This window comes from Amycolatopsis sp. (assembly GCF_035546795.1).
Taxonomy (GTDB): domain Bacteria; phylum Actinomycetota; class Actinomycetes; order Mycobacteriales; family Pseudonocardiaceae; genus Amycolatopsis_E.
In genome coordinates, this window is the sequence record NZ_DASZWC010000019.1 from 1 (window position 1) to 15,167 (window position 15,167).

General features: G+C 70.0%; 15 protein-coding genes and 1 pseudogene. 8 read left to right on the forward strand and 8 right to left on the reverse strand.

All coding sequences use genetic code 11. The features are described from left to right. Positions 1-483: 483 nt before the first annotated feature. On the reverse strand, positions 484-744 hold the full coding sequence (locus VHD82_RS36780; protein ID WP_414637496.1) for a transposase: 261 nt from the start codon (positions 742-744) through the stop codon (positions 484-486). Between the two features lie 1,158 nt (positions 745-1,902). Between VHD82_RS36780 and VHD82_RS36785 the strand changes: the two genes are divergently transcribed. Then, a complete protein-coding gene (locus tag VHD82_RS36785; protein WP_414637502.1) occupies positions 1,903-2,202 on the forward strand; it encodes a hypothetical protein in 300 nt (99 codons plus the stop codon). Here VHD82_RS36785 and VHD82_RS36790 read toward each other — a convergent pair. The 3 genes and pseudogenes from VHD82_RS36790 to ligD all read right to left on the reverse strand — a co-directional run. Next, a pseudogene (locus VHD82_RS36790) lies at positions 2,160-2,480 on the reverse strand (tyrosine-type recombinase/integrase); the annotation flags it as partial. The gene VHD82_RS36785 and the pseudogene VHD82_RS36790 overlap by 43 nt on opposite strands. Continuing rightward, on the reverse strand, positions 2,432-2,800 hold the full coding sequence (locus VHD82_RS12225; protein ID WP_325701369.1) for a hypothetical protein: 369 nt from the start codon (positions 2,798-2,800) through the stop codon (positions 2,432-2,434). The pseudogene VHD82_RS36790 and the gene VHD82_RS12225, both read right to left, overlap by 49 nt. Before the next feature lie 24 nt (positions 2,801-2,824). Further along, a complete protein-coding gene (ligD, locus tag VHD82_RS12230; RefSeq protein ID WP_325701373.1) occupies positions 2,825-3,847 on the reverse strand; it encodes a non-homologous end-joining DNA ligase in 1,023 nt (340 codons plus the stop codon). A gap of 44 nt (positions 3,848-3,891) precedes the next feature. On the opposite strand from ligD, the gene VHD82_RS12235 reads away from it, so the two are divergent. From VHD82_RS12235 to msrB, 4 genes are all read left to right on the forward strand, one after another. After that, entirely contained in the window at positions 3,892-4,620 is a 729-nt protein-coding gene (locus VHD82_RS12235; RefSeq protein WP_325701376.1) for a TVP38/TMEM64 family protein, read from the forward strand. A gap of 68 nt (positions 4,621-4,688) precedes the next feature. Then, positions 4,689-6,191: a serine/threonine-protein kinase gene (locus VHD82_RS12240; protein ID WP_414637497.1), complete on the forward strand. Its 1,503-nt coding sequence runs from the start codon at positions 4,689-4,691 to the stop codon at positions 6,189-6,191. Then, positions 6,191-6,499, forward strand: a complete 309-nt coding sequence (locus VHD82_RS12245) for a hypothetical protein (RefSeq protein ID WP_414637498.1) — start codon at positions 6,191-6,193, stop codon at positions 6,497-6,499. The genes VHD82_RS12240 and VHD82_RS12245 overlap by 1 nt, the downstream gene beginning before the upstream one ends. 9 nt (positions 6,500-6,508) lie before the next feature. Next, complete coding sequence (msrB, locus tag VHD82_RS12250) at positions 6,509-6,931, forward strand: peptide-methionine (R)-S-oxide reductase MsrB (RefSeq protein ID WP_325701382.1); 423 nt, start codon at positions 6,509-6,511, stop codon at positions 6,929-6,931. Between the two features lie 8 nt (positions 6,932-6,939). Here msrB and VHD82_RS12255 read toward each other — a convergent pair whose 3' ends face one another. Genes VHD82_RS12255 through hemE form a run of 4 tightly spaced genes read right to left on the reverse strand, consistent with a single transcriptional unit; the run spans position 6,940 to position 11,438 of the window. Continuing rightward, a complete protein-coding gene (locus VHD82_RS12255) occupies positions 6,940-8,274 on the reverse strand; it encodes a CoA transferase (RefSeq protein ID WP_325701385.1) in 1,335 nt (444 codons plus the stop codon). Beyond that, on the reverse strand, positions 8,274-8,966 hold the full coding sequence (gene hemQ / locus VHD82_RS12260; RefSeq protein WP_325701388.1) for a hydrogen peroxide-dependent heme synthase: 693 nt from the start codon (positions 8,964-8,966) through the stop codon (positions 8,274-8,276). Before hemQ ends, VHD82_RS12255 begins: the two co-directional genes overlap by 1 nt. A 19-nt stretch (positions 8,967-8,985) precedes the next feature. Beyond that, entirely contained in the window at positions 8,986-10,362 is a 1,377-nt protein-coding gene (hemG, locus tag VHD82_RS12265) for a protoporphyrinogen oxidase (protein WP_325701392.1), read from the reverse strand. Continuing rightward, on the reverse strand, positions 10,359-11,438 hold the full coding sequence (hemE, locus tag VHD82_RS12270) for a uroporphyrinogen decarboxylase (RefSeq protein ID WP_325701395.1): 1,080 nt from the start codon (positions 11,436-11,438) through the stop codon (positions 10,359-10,361). Before hemE ends, hemG begins: the two co-directional genes overlap by 4 nt. 87 nt (positions 11,439-11,525) lie before the next feature. On the opposite strand from hemE, the gene VHD82_RS12275 reads away from it, so the two are divergent. From VHD82_RS12275 to VHD82_RS12285, 3 genes are all read left to right on the forward strand, one after another. Then, positions 11,526-12,089: a DUF3000 domain-containing protein gene (locus VHD82_RS12275; protein ID WP_325701398.1), complete on the forward strand. Its 564-nt coding sequence runs from the start codon at positions 11,526-11,528 to the stop codon at positions 12,087-12,089. Between the two features lie 460 nt (positions 12,090-12,549). Beyond that, positions 12,550-13,266 (forward strand): response regulator, encoded by a 717-nt coding sequence (locus VHD82_RS12280; RefSeq protein ID WP_139096005.1) that lies wholly within the window; start codon positions 12,550-12,552, stop codon positions 13,264-13,266. A 68-nt stretch (positions 13,267-13,334) separates the two neighbouring features. Next, positions 13,335-14,660 carry a ribonuclease D gene (locus tag VHD82_RS12285; RefSeq protein WP_325701407.1) on the forward strand — a complete coding sequence of 442 codons (1,326 nt, stop codon included), beginning with the start codon at positions 13,335-13,337 and terminating at the stop codon, positions 14,658-14,660. The last annotated feature ends 507 nt before the right edge of the window (positions 14,661-15,167 follow it).

Here is a 15,167-nt window from a genome sequence, read left to right on the forward strand (position 1 = left end):
GGTGACCACCCCGGCCGGTACTCCCACGCCCTCGAAGGCCAGCCCGCCGCACCCACCCGAAGGCCGTGTTCAGGTTCACCCCGACGCCTCGCGACGCCACCGAGACGTTGCCACCTTCCCACCTTCCCGCTCCAGCGCCTCGAAGAACCTCCCTCGCAACTCCGGTAACACCACGATCCCCGCAACACCCTGCAATCCAGGATGTTGCGGGGATCGCTAGAACCCGCCGGTAGCGAGGGGGCTCTGCTGTGGGAGGGGGAGCCTCCGGCAGGCGCGCAGAACCGGTTTGGGAGCGGCGTACAAATTCTGAAACTCGACCGACTGCCCTATCTGCGGGAAACGTGTCAGAGCCCCTGACGGGGGCTATTCCGATCACACGCGTAGTTACCCATCCCCAGCCGTAGCTCGGCACGCAGCTTCCGCAGGATCTCCAGCTGACGGATCCGCCGCTTCGCTGCCACCAGATCCGCGTGCTCCTGCTGCTCAGACCAGCAGGTTCACCACGGTCAATTCGGTTCTGCCCGACCCGATTGTGCAAGCACGACTCACTGATCCCGCGCTCACGTGCGGCCTCCCGCACCGGCTTGGCCGCTTCCCGAGAGTCTGCTCCAGCACCCCCAAGTCGCGGGCCACCTCAGCGATCGAACGTGACCGCTCGACCACTTCCTTCGCAACCGCCTCCCGGAACTCCGCGAATACCGCGAACGTCTCTGTCCCACAACGACTCCCGTCAGTCGACCCCAATCCCAGGCCGGGGCCGCTGTCCGAGAACCCTCCGGCACCTCAGCTCTGCGGCTGGCTTTGATCGGGACTGTGCCAAGATCGGTGTTTCCGGCCCGACACGCTGGGCTGAGGTCCGGCGGGATGGGCACGGTGAGTGATGACATCGGAGCTTGTGGGGCCAGGCGAGCCTGAGTCGAAGCCGGCGCAGGAGATGTCGCCGGAGCAGGCCGCCGCGGCGGCGATGGTGGCCGAAGCCAAACATCTCGGACGCGACTCCTGTCCGGTGCGTATAGGAGCATTGCCCGACATTCCCGACTTCCCGATAACGTCCGCCCTGTCACACTTCTGGCGGCGATGCACGCCCTTGCTCACGCCATCGCGGTCCACGACGGTTCGATCTCCATCCGCACCTGGGCCGAACAGGCCCATCTCGCCCCGAAAAGTGTTCGCCGAGCACGCGACGCCGCGGTTCAGCTCGGTCTCATCCGTCGCCGTCATGCCTACCGTGAAGGCCGCCACGATTGTGACGCCTGGGAATTGACTGGAGAACTCACCGCCGAGGTGGGGACATCGAGAGGCCGTTCCCCCACTCCGTACACCCCCACGCGTGGCTCGGCTGATCGTGACCGACTGCACCCCAGCATGATCCTGCCGCCTGAACGCCCCCAAGCAGCGCCAACCTTCATGGTTCACGCCGCCTACTTCTCAACGCGGACCGGCGAGAAGTCCACACGCGATACTGGCGTCAGCCATTTTCCCGGGATACCGCGTCAAACACGAGCGGGCCACGATCCGGATACGGAGCCAGCGTCTGTCGCATCACTCCTACATCAGCTACGCGACTACTTACAGCACCATCATCGACCAGTGGCGCGCAACCAATGGCTGGGACGATACGAAAATCGACAGCTACCTCGAAACCACCATGGACGCAATGACGGACGACGACTGGTCCTTGCCGTACCGACTTGGCTTCGTCCTGCTGTTCCCAGTTCTCTTGAGGTCAGGTGAATCCCGACCCGGGCAGGCGGCCTACCCCTCGCGTCTGCGCATGCCCGACGACGCGAAGGGCATGGTCTGGCTTTTCGACATCCTCCGCTCGTCGCCACCCCGGACTACGTCGCGCGCGTCTTTCTACAGAACCAGTAGTTACTGACGATCGCTCGCGAGCATGGTGGCGTGCGGTATCCGATCGGCAGTCCGAACCGCGCCGATGTCGACTGGAGTACGCATTACGGCGAAGTCTGGCCGGCTGTTCGGCGAGCCCTTCGCAGATACGACCCGGGGGACATTCTCGCGCCGGGACAGAAGATCGGACGGCCCGCTTGCCCTGCGCGCAATTCCAACATGTCACGGACGCCGTCGGGGCTGACGGCTCCTCGCTGGGTCAGGAAGAGAGCGTCGAGATGCGCCCAGCGTGGTGAGCGGCGGACTCGCAGGTACCGGTCGAGCGCGCGTTCGGTGCGGGCACCGAAGTAGACCACACGCTGTTTGCCTCGCTTACCGGTCACCAAGGCGGAGCCGCTGTCCAGGTCGAGAGTGCCGGGAATCGTCGTGCCCTCAACCTCGCGGTCGATCGTGAGACCGCACGACTCGGACACTCGCACGCCGGCGTCGAGCAGAAACCGGATGATGGCCTCGTCACGGCGTTCCCGGAAACCGCGTCCCTGGGCGGCTTTCAGCAGCGCCTTGAGTTCGTCGTCGGACATCACGGGGACCGGTTTCTCCGGCGGATCAGGCTTGCGGATCTCTGCCATCGGGTTGGTGTCGAGCTCACCTCGGCGGTGAGCCAGCCGATGAACCGGCGCATCCCCGCGCGACGTATGCGGATGGTGCCGGGTTCCTGCCTGCGGCCGCGGAGGTGGTTGAACCAGCCGACGAGGTTGTCCTGGGTCAGGTGGTCGACTTCGGGCTCCTGGCCGTTGTCAACCAGCAATGCCGCGAAAATGCGGGGCGCTTGGGTGTGGAGCTGGACGGCGCGGTAGGCGCGCCCTTCGGCGCGCAAGTGCCGGGCAAACGCGTTTTGGTGCGGCCATGAATCCGAAGTTGTCCGGGGAGTGAGCGACGTGCGCACCACCGGATCGCCCCTCGGGACCGCGTTTCAGCTGGTCGGATCCACCGCGCGGCTGGGCTGTACCCGCTTCGGCTCCCCCGGCATCTTCGGGTAGTCGGGCGGATACGGCATCTCGCCGAGGCCGTGGTCGCGTTCGTCCCGTTCGTACCACTCCAGGGCGGTCTCCAGGCCGAACGCCTCGCCATCCATCCCGGCGTGCGCATCACCGTGCTCGGCCAGCCAGCCGGGCACGGTGAGCACGTCGAAATCATCCGGATGCACCTCGTCGAGCTGCGCCCAGGTCACCGGCGTGGACACGGTCGCCCGCGCGGTGGCGCGCACCGACCAACTCGACGCGACCGTCCGATCGCGGGCGGCTTGGTTGTAGTCAAGGAAAACCCGCCCGGCGCGTTCTTCCTTCCACCACGCGATGGTGGCCAGCTCGGGCATCCGCCGCTCGACCTCGCGGCCGATCGCGATCACCGCGTGCCGCACCTGGATGAAGTCCCATTCGGGCCGGATCCGGGCCAGTACGTGCACCCCGCGGCCGCCGGAGGTCTTCGGGTATCCGGTCAGCCCGGCCTCGGCGAGCACCTCGCGCACGGTCCGCGCCACGCGTACCGCGTCGCCGAATCCCGTGCTGTCCGAGGGATCCACGTCGACACGCAACTCGTCGGGATGGTCCACGTCAGGCCGCCGCACGGGCCACGGGTGGAAATCGAACGTACCGAGGTTGGCCGCCCACAGGATCACCGCCTGCTCGGTCGGGCACACCTCCTCGGCCGTGCGCCCGGACGGGAACGTGATCCGCACCGGCTGCACCCACGACGGCGCACCCTTGGGCACGCGTTTGGCGTAGAAGAATTCGCCGTCCACGCCGTCGGGAAAGCGTTTCAGCGTGGTCGGGCGCTCGCCGATCGCGCGCAGCAACGGCTCGGCCACCGCCAGGTAGTACTCGGCCACCTGCCGCTTGGTGATCCCGCGCTCGGGGAAGTACACCTTGTCCGGGCTGGACAGGCGGACACTCCGCCCGCCAACCTCGTATTCGATCGGCTCGCCGTTCTTGGGCACGATCCTCACCGTAGCCGGTATCCCGCGTGCAATACCGTGGAGACGTGCCCCGTCGTGTCAAACTCATCGCCGCCCTCGTGCTGCTCGCCGCCGTCGTGGCGGCGGCGCTGCTGCTGCCCGTGCCGAGCCCGGCGCAGCTGCGGGACTGGGCCGCCGGTGCTGGCCCGGCGACGGCTTTCCTTTTGCTGGGCGCATATTCGATACTCACGGTGGCCCCGTTGCCGCGCACGGTGTTCAACCTCGCCGCCGGGCTGTTGCTGGGCGACGTCGTGGGAATCGTCGTCGCGATCGTGGCCACCGCGATCTCCGGCGCGCTCGGTTTCGCGCTCGCCCGGCTGCTGGGCCGGGATCTCGTGGCACGGCACATGCACCGGAAATCCGTGCGCGCGGTGGACGAACGACTCGCCGGCGGCGGTGTTCTCGCGGTCACGTCGCTGCGGCTGATCCCGGTCGTTCCGTTCGCCCCGCTGGGTTACTGCTGCGGAATTCTCAACGTGCGCTGGTGGCCGTACCTCGCCGGTACCGTGCTGGGCAGCCTGCCCGGCACGATCGCGGTGGTGGTGCTCGGCGACGCGCTCACCGGCGGCACCCCGCCCGCGCTTTTTGTGTGTTACCTCGCATTCGCGCTGGTCGGGGCGCTCGGAATGATCAAGGTCGTTCGGGGGGCAGCTTACGACGGGCGCACGAAGCAGCCCGCTACACTCGACGCGATGCGCGAAGAGGGTGTGCGCGCTCGGTCAGGCCAAGAAATGCAGGTAGTTTCCGAGGAGTAGTCGCCATCGACACCGGTCAACTGATCGCAGGGCACTATCGCCTCGTTGAGCACATCGGCAGCGGCGCCATGGGCGTCGTCTGGCGCGCGGTCGACGAGCGGCTCGAACGCGCGGTGGCGGTGAAGCAGATTCTCGCCCAGCCGGGGCTTTCCGAGGCCGAGCGAAGCAGCATGCGGCAACGGGCGATGCGCGAGGCGAAGAACGCAGCGCGGTTCCAGCATCCGAACGCGATAGTCGTGTTCGACATCGCGGAGCAGGACGGCGACCCGTGCCTGGTCATGGAGTACCTGCCGTCGCAGAGCCTGTCCGCGGTGATCGCCGAGCACGGCACCCTGCCGCTGGGCCAGGTCGCCCGCATCGGCGAGCAGGTCGCCGCCGCGCTGGTCGCCGCGCACCGCGCCGGCATCGTGCACCGCGACATCAAGCCCGCGAACATCCTGATCGACGAGCACGGCACCGCGAAGATCACCGACTTCGGCATCTCCCGCGCCGCCGGTGACCTGACGCTGACCCAGACCGGGCTGATCGGCGGCACGCCGGCGTATCTGGCGCCCGAGCTGGCGCGCGGCTCGGATCCGTCACCGGCCTCGGACGTGTTCTCCCTCGGCGCCACGCTGTACCACGCGCTCGAAGGCCAGCCGCCGTACGGCAACTCGACCAACCAGCTCGCGCTGCTCTACACCGCGGCCAACGGCCAGGTGATCCCGCCCAAGCAGTCCGGCAAGGCCACCGCCCTGCTGATGCACCTGCTGCGCGTGGAGCCCGACGAGCGCCCGACCATGGCCGAGGCGCGGGACAGGCTGTCCATGCTGGTCGCGGACGAGCCACTGGACTCCAGCTCGGCTGCCACCAGGGTGTCGCCGCCGCTGTACAACGCCGGGCGCCAGCCCGCCGCCGTCGCCGCCGAGCCGCCGGCCGAACGCCCCCCGTGGGCGCGCAACCCCGGCAACGTCGCGGCCCCGCCGCCGCAGCGTTCACCGCGGCAGCCCACGGCGGCGTTCATCCCGCCCTCCCGCCCCGCCGCGCCGCAACAGAGCGGCGGCGCGACGGCCGTGAACAAGCGCAAGGGCATCATCATCGGCTCGGCCGCCGCCGTGGTGGTCGTCGTGGCGCTCGTGCTGTTTCTCACCCTCAGCTCCAATGGCGACGGCACGGGCAATACCGCCCAGGGCGTGCAGACAGGCAGCCAGCAGACGTCCGCGCCGCCGTCGAGCGCGTCCAGCTCGGCTTCGTCCGCCGCGCTCGGCCAGACCCAGAACGCGGCGGGCTCGATCGGGTACGCGGAGGCGGCGGTGCCCGTGGAGAGCTACATCAACAGCGTCGGCACCGACACGGCGTGGAACCTGCTCACCCCGGCCGCGCAGGCGGTCTTCGGCGACGAGGCGGCGTTCCAGGCGTACTGGGCCGCGCACAAGATCACCGCATACCGGACCATCACCGCGGACAAGGGCGCGAACGCGGACGGCTCGGTGGACATGTACGTGACGATCAACAACGGCGCCCGCCCGGGCTGGCGGGTGGTCGGCACTTCAGCCGGGCTCCGCATCGACGCGGACACGCGCATCGGCTGATGGCTTACCTTGGTCCTATGACCGAGAGTGAGCGCAACCCTCGTTTCGACGAGGAACTGCTCGGGCTGGATCCGGCGGATCCCGAGGCCCAGGCGTTCGCCGCGCACCTGGACCGGATGCAGCGCTGCGAACCGGGGTTCACGGTCGAGTCGTCGCTGAGCAGGGTGGCGGACTTCGCCGACTCCAGCAACCGCGCGGGCGGCCTGCGGTACTGGGTCGCGGCGCTGGTCGCGGCCCTGATCGTGTTCGGGGTCGTGGTGGCCTCGTGGGACATCATCGTCCGGGCTGTACAGTGGCTGGCTCGGTAAGCTGAAGACATGGAACCTGTCACCGGAACCGCGCCCAAGGTGGTCAAGTCGGATCAGGAGTGGCGGGAGCAGCTCGGGCCGGAGGAGTACGCGGTACTTCGCCAGGCGGCCACGGAGCGCCCGTTCACCGGCGAGTACACCGACACCAAGACCGAAGGCGTCTACGAGTGCCGCGCCTGCGGAGCCGAGCTGTTCTCGAGCGACACCAAGTTCGAAAGCCACTGCGGATGGCCGTCGTTCTTCGACCCGTCCGGCACCGACGCGGTCGTGATCCGCGAGGACCGCTCGCTGGGCATGGTGCGCAAGGAGGTGCTGTGCGCGACCTGCCACAGCCACCTCGGTCACGTCTTCGAGGGCGAGGGCTACGACACCCCGACCGACCAGCGCTACTGCATCAACTCGATCTCGCTGAAACTGATCCCGAAGTCCTGATCGGGTCGTTACCTCCACGCGGGCGAATCCGCGCCGGGCCGCGGCGAGCCGTGTGCCCAGCGCGGGTTCGAACCGGGCAGTGTGCCCGGCACCCGGACGTGGGTGAGCCGCCCGAAGGGGCTGTCGATCTCGTCGAGCAGGCCGGTGACGTCCAGCTCGGCGGACGTGTTCTCCTTACGTCCCAAGGAATCCAGCCACCGGCCGGTGCTCGCCAGCGCGAGCCGGGCACGGTGGCTGCCACCGTCGACGGCCCGCCGGCGCAGGCCGGTCATCGCGGCTGCCGCCGCGACCCAGCCCGTCCCGTGGTCCAGTGCCTGCGCGGGCAGCGGGCGTGGCTCGTCCACCGCCGTCTCCGCCGCGATTCCCGAGGCCATCTGCACCAGGCTGTCGAACCCGCGGCGCGCCGCCCACGGACCGTGCCAGCCGTAGGCGGCCAGCTCCACCAGCACGATCCCCGGCCGCGCCTCGGCGAGTTTTTCGGCCGTGAACCCGAGCTCCGCCAGCGCACCCGGCCGGTAGGACTGCAGCAGCACGTCCGCCTCGGTGATCAACCGCCACAGCAGGGCACGCCCGTCGTCGGTGCGCAGGTCGACGAAGGCGGACCGCTTGCCGAGCCCGGTGTCGATGTGCAGCGTCCGCAGCCTGGGCAGATGCTCAGCGCCGACGTGCAGCACGTCAGCCCCGTGCGCCGCCAGCACCCGGCCGGCGACCGGTCCGGCGATCACGTGCGTCAGCTCCAGCACCCGCACCCCGCCCAGCGGCCTGTCCGAAGTGGACAGTGCGCGGGCCGGAGCCGCGCCGATCGGCGTGAACTCCACGATCGGCGCCGGCGCCTGTCCCTGCGGATGCGCCCGCCACTCCGCTTTGGTGCGCATCGCCGCTGCCGCGCCACCGGCCGCGACGACGGCCTCTTGCACGTCCCACGCGGTGCGCTTCGCTACGGCGGCAACGGCCTCGTCGCGGCTGTCGGGGATGCCGAGCGCGCGCTGGACCGCCTCGTTGTGCTTGGGGTAATTGCAATGCAGCTTCACCCAGCCGTCGGCCGACCGATAGTCACCGGAAAGCCCGCCCCACACCCCGCTTGGCGCTTTGCCGTCCACGCGGAGGTACCGTTCGCTGCGGAACGCGGCCGCCGCGAGCCGGGTGTCCACCGCTACAGTGCCCGGCTCGATTCCCTTGAGGCGCAACAACTCCCCGGCCGCGAGCGTGGCCGCCGCGATACTCGCGGAGGCTGCCGCCGCGACCCGGAACGGGCCCGGCAGCACCGACTCCGCACCCTCGATCACCGCGGCGCCCGGCCGGAGCTCCTCCCCGGTCAGCGACCGCCACAGCTCGCCGAGCACTACGGCAGCGCCGCGATCAACTCGGCCGGGGCCAGCTTGGTCCCGGTGTAGAACGGGACCTCTTCACGCACGTGCCGCCGGGTTTCGCTGCCGCGCAGGTGCCGCATCAGGTCGACGATCCGGTGCAGCTCGTCGGCCTCGAAGGCCAGGATCCACTCGTAGTCGCCGAGCGCGAAGGACGCGACGGTGTTGGCCCGCACGTCCGGGTAGTCCCGCGCCATCTTGCCGTGCTCGGCGAGCATCTTGCGCCGCTCTTCGTCCGGCAGCAGGTACCACTCGTAGGAGCGGACGAACGGGTACACGCAGACGTACTTGCGGGCCTCCTCCCCGGCCAGGAACGCCGGGATGTGGCTCTTGTTGAACTCGGCCTCGCGATGCAGCGCGAACTGGCTCCACACCGGCGTCGACACGCGGCCCAGCGGGGTGCGCCGGAAGCCGGCGTAGGCGGCCTGCACCTGCTCGGCTTCCTCGGCGTGCCACCAGATCATGAAGTCGGCGTCCGCGCGCAGGCCGGCCACGTCGTACACGCCGCGCACGACGACTCCCTTGCCCTCCAGTGCTTCGAGGTACTCGGTGGTCTCGCTCGCGACGGCACCCCGGTCCTCGGGGAGCCTGCCCGGCTCGACCCGGAACACCGACCACGCGGTGTAGCGGATGGTGCTGTTCAGCTCGGCGTAGTTGAGGCGCGACATGCCCCCATCTTGGCACTCCTCAGCGCCGCGGCAGCCCCGAGGTGATGCGGCTCGCGGCCGCGGTCGCCGTCGCGATACAGGCCGGCACGCCCACACCGTGCAGCGCCGCCCCGGCGATGGCCAGGCCGGGCAGGTCCGCCACCGCGCGCTCGGCCTTCCCGACGGTGTCGAGGTGCCCGACGCCGTACTGCGGCAGCCCGCCGCCCCAGCGCTGGACATGCACGTCGATCGGCTCGGCGGTGATTCCGGTCAGCTCCGCCAGATCGCTCCGCACGAGCCGCACGAGTTCGTCGTCTTCCGCGCGCAGCGCACCGGGTTCGCCGAAGCGCCCGACGGAACCGCGCACGAGCACCGGGCCGTCCAGGTGCGCCCATTTCCTGCTGGAGAAGGTGAACGCCTTCGCGGCGAGCGGCCGGCCATCCGGATACCGCTCACTCGCGCCGATCAGCACTCCCGACGCGGCGGGCAGTTCGGTGCCGGGCGGCAGCGCGAGACCGACCACCGCCATCGAGGCCAGCTCGACCCCCGCCAGCGCGGCCGACGCCACCGGCGCGACGTGTTCCAGCAGACGCCGGGCGGCGGGCGCGGGCACCGCTAGCACCACCGCGTCGACCTCCAGCCCCCCGCCGGCCAGATCGAGGCTCCAGCCGGCAGCCGTGCGGCTCAGCCCGCGCACCAGCGTGTTCAGGCGGAGCTCCGGCTTGCCCAGCTCGACCAGCCGGTCGACGAGCGTGCCCAGTCCGTGGGACAGCGTGCCGAACACCGGCTTTTCGCTGGGTGTGGCGGGCAGCAGCGACGCGGCGGCCGACGTCAGCGAGGGTGCTCCGTCGTCGATGGCCTTGGCCAGCGCGGGCACCGTCGCACGCAACCCCAGCCCGTCCGGGCCACCCGCGTAAACGCCGCCCAGCAACGGATCCACCAGCCTGTCGACCAGTTCGTCGCCGAACCGGCCGCGCAGCAGCTCGCCCAGCGCGACATCTCCGTCCAGCCGCACCGCGGGCAGCTCGGCCTCGGCCGCGACGCGGCGGCGTCCGTCGTCGGACAGCACCTCGGCGACGGCGTCCGCCGAACCCGGGATCCCCATCATCGTTCCGCCGGGCAGGCCCACCCGACGGCCACCGGCCCGCACCGTGGACTTCGCGCCGGTCGGATGCGCCAGCTCGCCGCCGAGGCCGATTTCCTCGACCAGCGCGACCGCTTCCGGCCTGCGGGCAAGGAAAGCCTCGGCTCCGACGTCGTAACGGGTGCCGGCCAGCTCGACCGTCCGCAGCTTGCCGCCCAGCGAGCCGGACGACTCGAAGAGGACGATCTCCGCGTCGGCGCCGAGCGACTGCCGCAGCCGGTACGCCGCGGTCGCTCCGGAGATCCCGCCGCCGACGACGGCCACCTTCGTCACGGTTCGAGCTCGTGCACCAGCTCGACGACCCGGGTCAGTACCCCGGGATCGGTCCCCGGCGGCACCCCGTGCCCGAGGTTGAAAATGTGCCCAGCGGCGGCGCGGCCCTCGGCGACGATCCGCCGGACCTCGGCCTCGATCACCGGCCATGACGCGCCCAGCAGCGCCGGATCCAGGTTGCCCTGCACCGCGGGCGCCGGTTCGCCGTTCGCGGTGAGGCGGCGCACCGCCTCGTCCAGCGGGATCCGCCAGTCGATCCCGACCACGTCCGCGCCGGCTTCGCGGATCGCGGTGAGCAGCTCGCCCGTGCCGACGCCGAAGTGGATCCGCGGCACGTCGTACTCGGCCACCCCACCGAGCACCTTCGCCGAATGCGGCAGCACGAACTCGCGGTACTCGCGCAGCGAGAGCGCCCCGGCCCAGGAGTCGAACAGCTGCACCGCGTCGGCCCCCGCGTCCAGCTGCGCGCGAAGGAACGTGAGCGCCATGTCGGCGAGCTTGCCCGCCAGCTCGTGCCACAGCTCCGGCTCCGAGCGCATCAACGCCTTGGTGTGCTCGAAATTGCGGCTCGGGCCGCCCTCGATGAGATAGGAGGCGAGCGTGAACGGCGCCCCGGCGAAGCCGATCAACGGCGTCCGGTCCAGCCGCCCGACGAGCAGCCCGACGCCTCCGGCCACGGCCGCCACCTGCTCGGCGTGCAGCTCCGGCAACGCCCGCACGGCGGCGGCGTCGCGGATCGGCGCGGCCACGATGGGCCCGGTCCCGGGCACGATGTCGATGTCCACACCGGCCGCGTAAAGCGGCACCACGATGTCGCTGAACAGGACTGCCGCGTCCACGCCGTGCCGCCGGACCGGCTGCAGGGTGATCTCGGCGAGCATCTCCGGTTCGAAACAGGCCTTGAGCATCGGCACGCCCTCGCGCAGGGCGCGGTACTCGGGCAGCGAACGGCCGGCCTGGCGCATGAACCAGACCGGCAGCCGCGAGGGCCTGCCGCCGCGGGCGGCAACCAAGAGGGGTGCCTCCGAGAGGTCGCGCTGTGCCGCGGGACGGCGCGACGGAGCAGTAGTAGACATCGGTAAATATCGTGCCACGCGGCCGCGGGCGGCCGTTCCTCGGCGCGTCTACGCCTTCCCACCGGTGTTCGGATTTACAGTCGGCTGGTGACCGCGATGACGCAAGCACCAGAGATGTTCCGTGAAGCAGTCGCGGCCCTGCAAGCCGTCCGGCCCCGCCCGGAAATGACCCTGGAGAGCGTCCGCGCTCCGCAGCGCCTCGCTCCCTGGGCCTACGCGCTGAGCTGCGAGGTTACCGGCCCGGCCGACGTGCCTGCCACCGGAAGGCTGGTGCTGCTGCACGATCCCGAAGGCCCCGAAGCCTGGAACGGCGTGCTGCGGATGGTCATTTATGTGCGCGCGGAAATCGACCGCGAACTGGCCACCGACCCGTTTCTGCCCGCCGTCGGCTGGTCCTGGCTGACCGATGCGCTGGAGACTTCCGGCGCTTCGTGGACCGCATTGGGTGGAACTGTGACGGAGACCTCATCGGCCCGATTCGGTGACATCGCGGGCCCGGCCCGCACCGACGATCTGGAACTGCGGGCGTCCTGGACCCCGGCCGACGAGCACCTGAGGCCGCACGGCGACGCGTTCCTGCAGCTCATGTCGAGCGTCGCGGGCCTGCCGCCGGTCGGTGTCACACTCTTCGGGTCCCGGCAGGGTTCCTGAACCTCCGCAACCGGCGAAATTCGCACCGAACCTGGACGGGCGACGCGCGTCCTCTGATGGGCCACCTGGACGGGTGCTCCGCCCCGTTTGAACGCCGGGAAAACGGCCTACATCAATCTGATGAACAGACTCCCCCGAGCAGTGGTCGCGCGCTAGATTGGTGAACGAGCAGATGCACGCTCGGTATGCACGCGCATCCGGCGTCAACGCATCTAGCTCTATCGTGTTCGAAGCGCAAATCGTTAGCCACTGCGTGTGGATTAACCCGAATGTGCTACATGGACACCACTTAGTAACTACCCGATTGGGATAGATACCCGTTCGATCCCCCCGCTGACCCTCTCGGGCGGCTAGAGTGCCTTTTCGACGACACCACTTTCGGTCTAAAGCTGGCGCGGCTGATTGGCCGAAAGTCCCGGTGCCGGTCGGGGGGCACGACCGACTCCAGGGAGGTAGTGACGTGGCTGCCGTCGGCTTATCTCAGGCCGTCAGATCCACGCCAGCCGGTGCTTTGCCGGCGAGCATGGTTCCGCACCCGCGGGAAGAGCTGTTTTCCGTGCTGGTGGTCGATGACCACCCGTTACTGAGGGAGGCTATTGCCGCACGACTCGCTCAAATGGGAGCGGGCACCGTACACGAGGCTGCCACGGTAGCCGAGGCCAGAGCTCGGGCGACCGCAACCGGTCCCTGTGACCTGGCGATTCTCGATCTGGGGTTGCCCGATGGTTCGGGCATCGAGCTGGTTACGGAACTTCGCAACCATGGCTGGCCCCGGATCGTGGTGCTCGCGTCCTCGGACGACCCGTACGCCGTACGTTCGGCGTTCCAGGCGGGCGCCCAGGCATACCTGCTCAAGTCGGCCTCACCCATGGTGGTGACGGACGGCGTGCGCCGGGTGCTCGAGGGCGGCGTGTACGCGGACCCGAGTGTGGCGCCGGTGCTGGCCACCGGTACCAGGGTCCCCGGCACGGACAACACGCCGCGGGAGCTGTCCGCGCGCGAGGTGGAGGTTCTCCAGCTCGTGGCGGACGGTCAGTCCAACAAGGAGATCGGCGAGGAGCTCAGCCTCTCCGCGCTCACCGTCAAGTCGCACCTGTCTCGGATCGGGCGCAAGCTCGGCACCGGTGACCGGGCGCAGATGGTGGCGCTGGCGATGCGCGCGGGCGTCATCCGCTGACAGACGCAGAAGGCTCTGCGGGACGGGCTAACCAGGCGCGGTCCGCCCGTCCCGTAGGGTTGAAAGCTGTGGAAACCGCTGATCACGAGCCCGCCGAACCGATCCTGCTGAAGGAACCGGTCGACGGGACCCCACCAGTGGTCGCCGACCCCGAGGACCTGGCACGCGCGAGCGAGCGGCTCGCGGCGGGCACCGGGGCCATCGCGGTCGACACCGAACGAGCTTCGGGATACCGGTACTGGCCCAAGGCCTACCTGGTGCAACTCCGCCGGGAAGGCGCGGGCACCGTCCTGGTCGACCCCATCGCGCTCGACGGCGAACTCGAACCCCTACGCCAGGCCATCAACGGCGAAGAGTGGGTGCTGCACGCCGCCTCACAGGACCTGCCCTGCTTGTTCGAGCTGGGTCTTACTCCGGCCAGCCTGTTCGACACCGAGCTGGCCGGCCGCCTCGCCGGCTACGACCGTGTCGCACTCGGCACCCTGGTCGAAAAGCTGCTGGGCTACACCCTGGAGAAGGGACACAGCGCGGCAGACTGGTCGAAACGACCGCTGCCCGTGGACTGGCTCAACTACGCCGCCCTCGACGTCGAGCTGCTCGTGCAACTGCGCGAAAAGCTGGAGGCGGAACTCGCCGTCCAGGGCAAACTCGAATGGGCGCACCAGGAGTTCGAGGCGGTGCGCACCGCTCCGCCGCCCGCGCCCCGCGCCGAGCCGTGGCGCCGCACTTCGGGCATCCACAAGGTCCGCACAGCCCGCGGCCTCGCCGCCGTCCGCGCACTCTGGGAGGCACGCGACGAGCTGGCCCGCAAACGCGACCGCGCGCCGAGCCGGGTGCTGCCGGACAGCGCGATCGTCAACGCTGTGCTGGCGGAGCCGAAGACGGTGGCCGAATTGCAGGCGCTGCCGGTATTCGGCGGGCGGGTGCAGCGGCGCTATACGGCGAACTGGTTCCGGCATCTGCAGGCCGCACGGGCTTTGCCGCGCGAAGAACTGCCGAACCCGGCGCAGCACAACGACGGCCCGCCGCCGGCGAACCGCTGGGCGGACAAGGATCCCGACGCCGCCGCGCGTCTTGCCGCCGCCCGCGCGGCGCTGAACGCGATCGCCGAGCACCGTCGGCTGCCGCCGGAGAACCTGTTGCTGCCGGACCTGCTGCGCCGCACCTGCTGGCGCCCGCCGGAGGACAAGAGCGCCGAGAGCGTGGCCGAAGTGCTGCGCGCCGGTGGGGCGCGCCCGTGGCAGGTGGAGCTGACCGCCGAGCCGCTTTCGAAAGCCCTGACGGCGACGGCGCCGGACAAGGGCGCCCCAGGCGAGAAGGGTGCGGCGGCGGAGACAGATGCCGGCGCAGCCGATACGGATGTGGCGCCCGATGAAGGGGCAGCGGCGCAGTAGCCTTCGCTGGGGCCGGGTTACTTCGGGGGGCCGGGTTGCTTCGCGCGGCCGGGTTGCTTCGCGCGGCCGGGTTACGCCGCTGCTTCGCCAGGTCGAGTTGTGCCGCTGCTTCGCGGACCGAGTTGCTTTGCCGCCTTCGCGGGGCTGGGTTGCTTTGCCGCTGTTGGGGCTGGCGCCTCGCGTGCTTCGCGGCTTCGGGAGCCTGGCTGCTTCGCGAGGCTTCGTAGCGCCGGAGGGCTTCGCGGCGGGAACGCTTCGCTGGATAGGCGGTTTCGCTCGGGCCCCATGGCTTCGCGAGGCGCGCTGCTTCGAAGCTTCGCGGTGCCGGAACGGTTCGCGAGCCCAGGCTGCTTCGCGAGACTCCGCGCTTCGGGAGCCCTCCCACCTTCGCGGCCTCGCAAAGCCGGACCCCTTCGCGAAGCCCGGCCCGCTTCGCAAGTCTCGCCGCTCCACGGCTTCGCCCTGGCCGCTTCGCGCACCCTCCCAGCTTGGCGGCTTCGCGAGGCT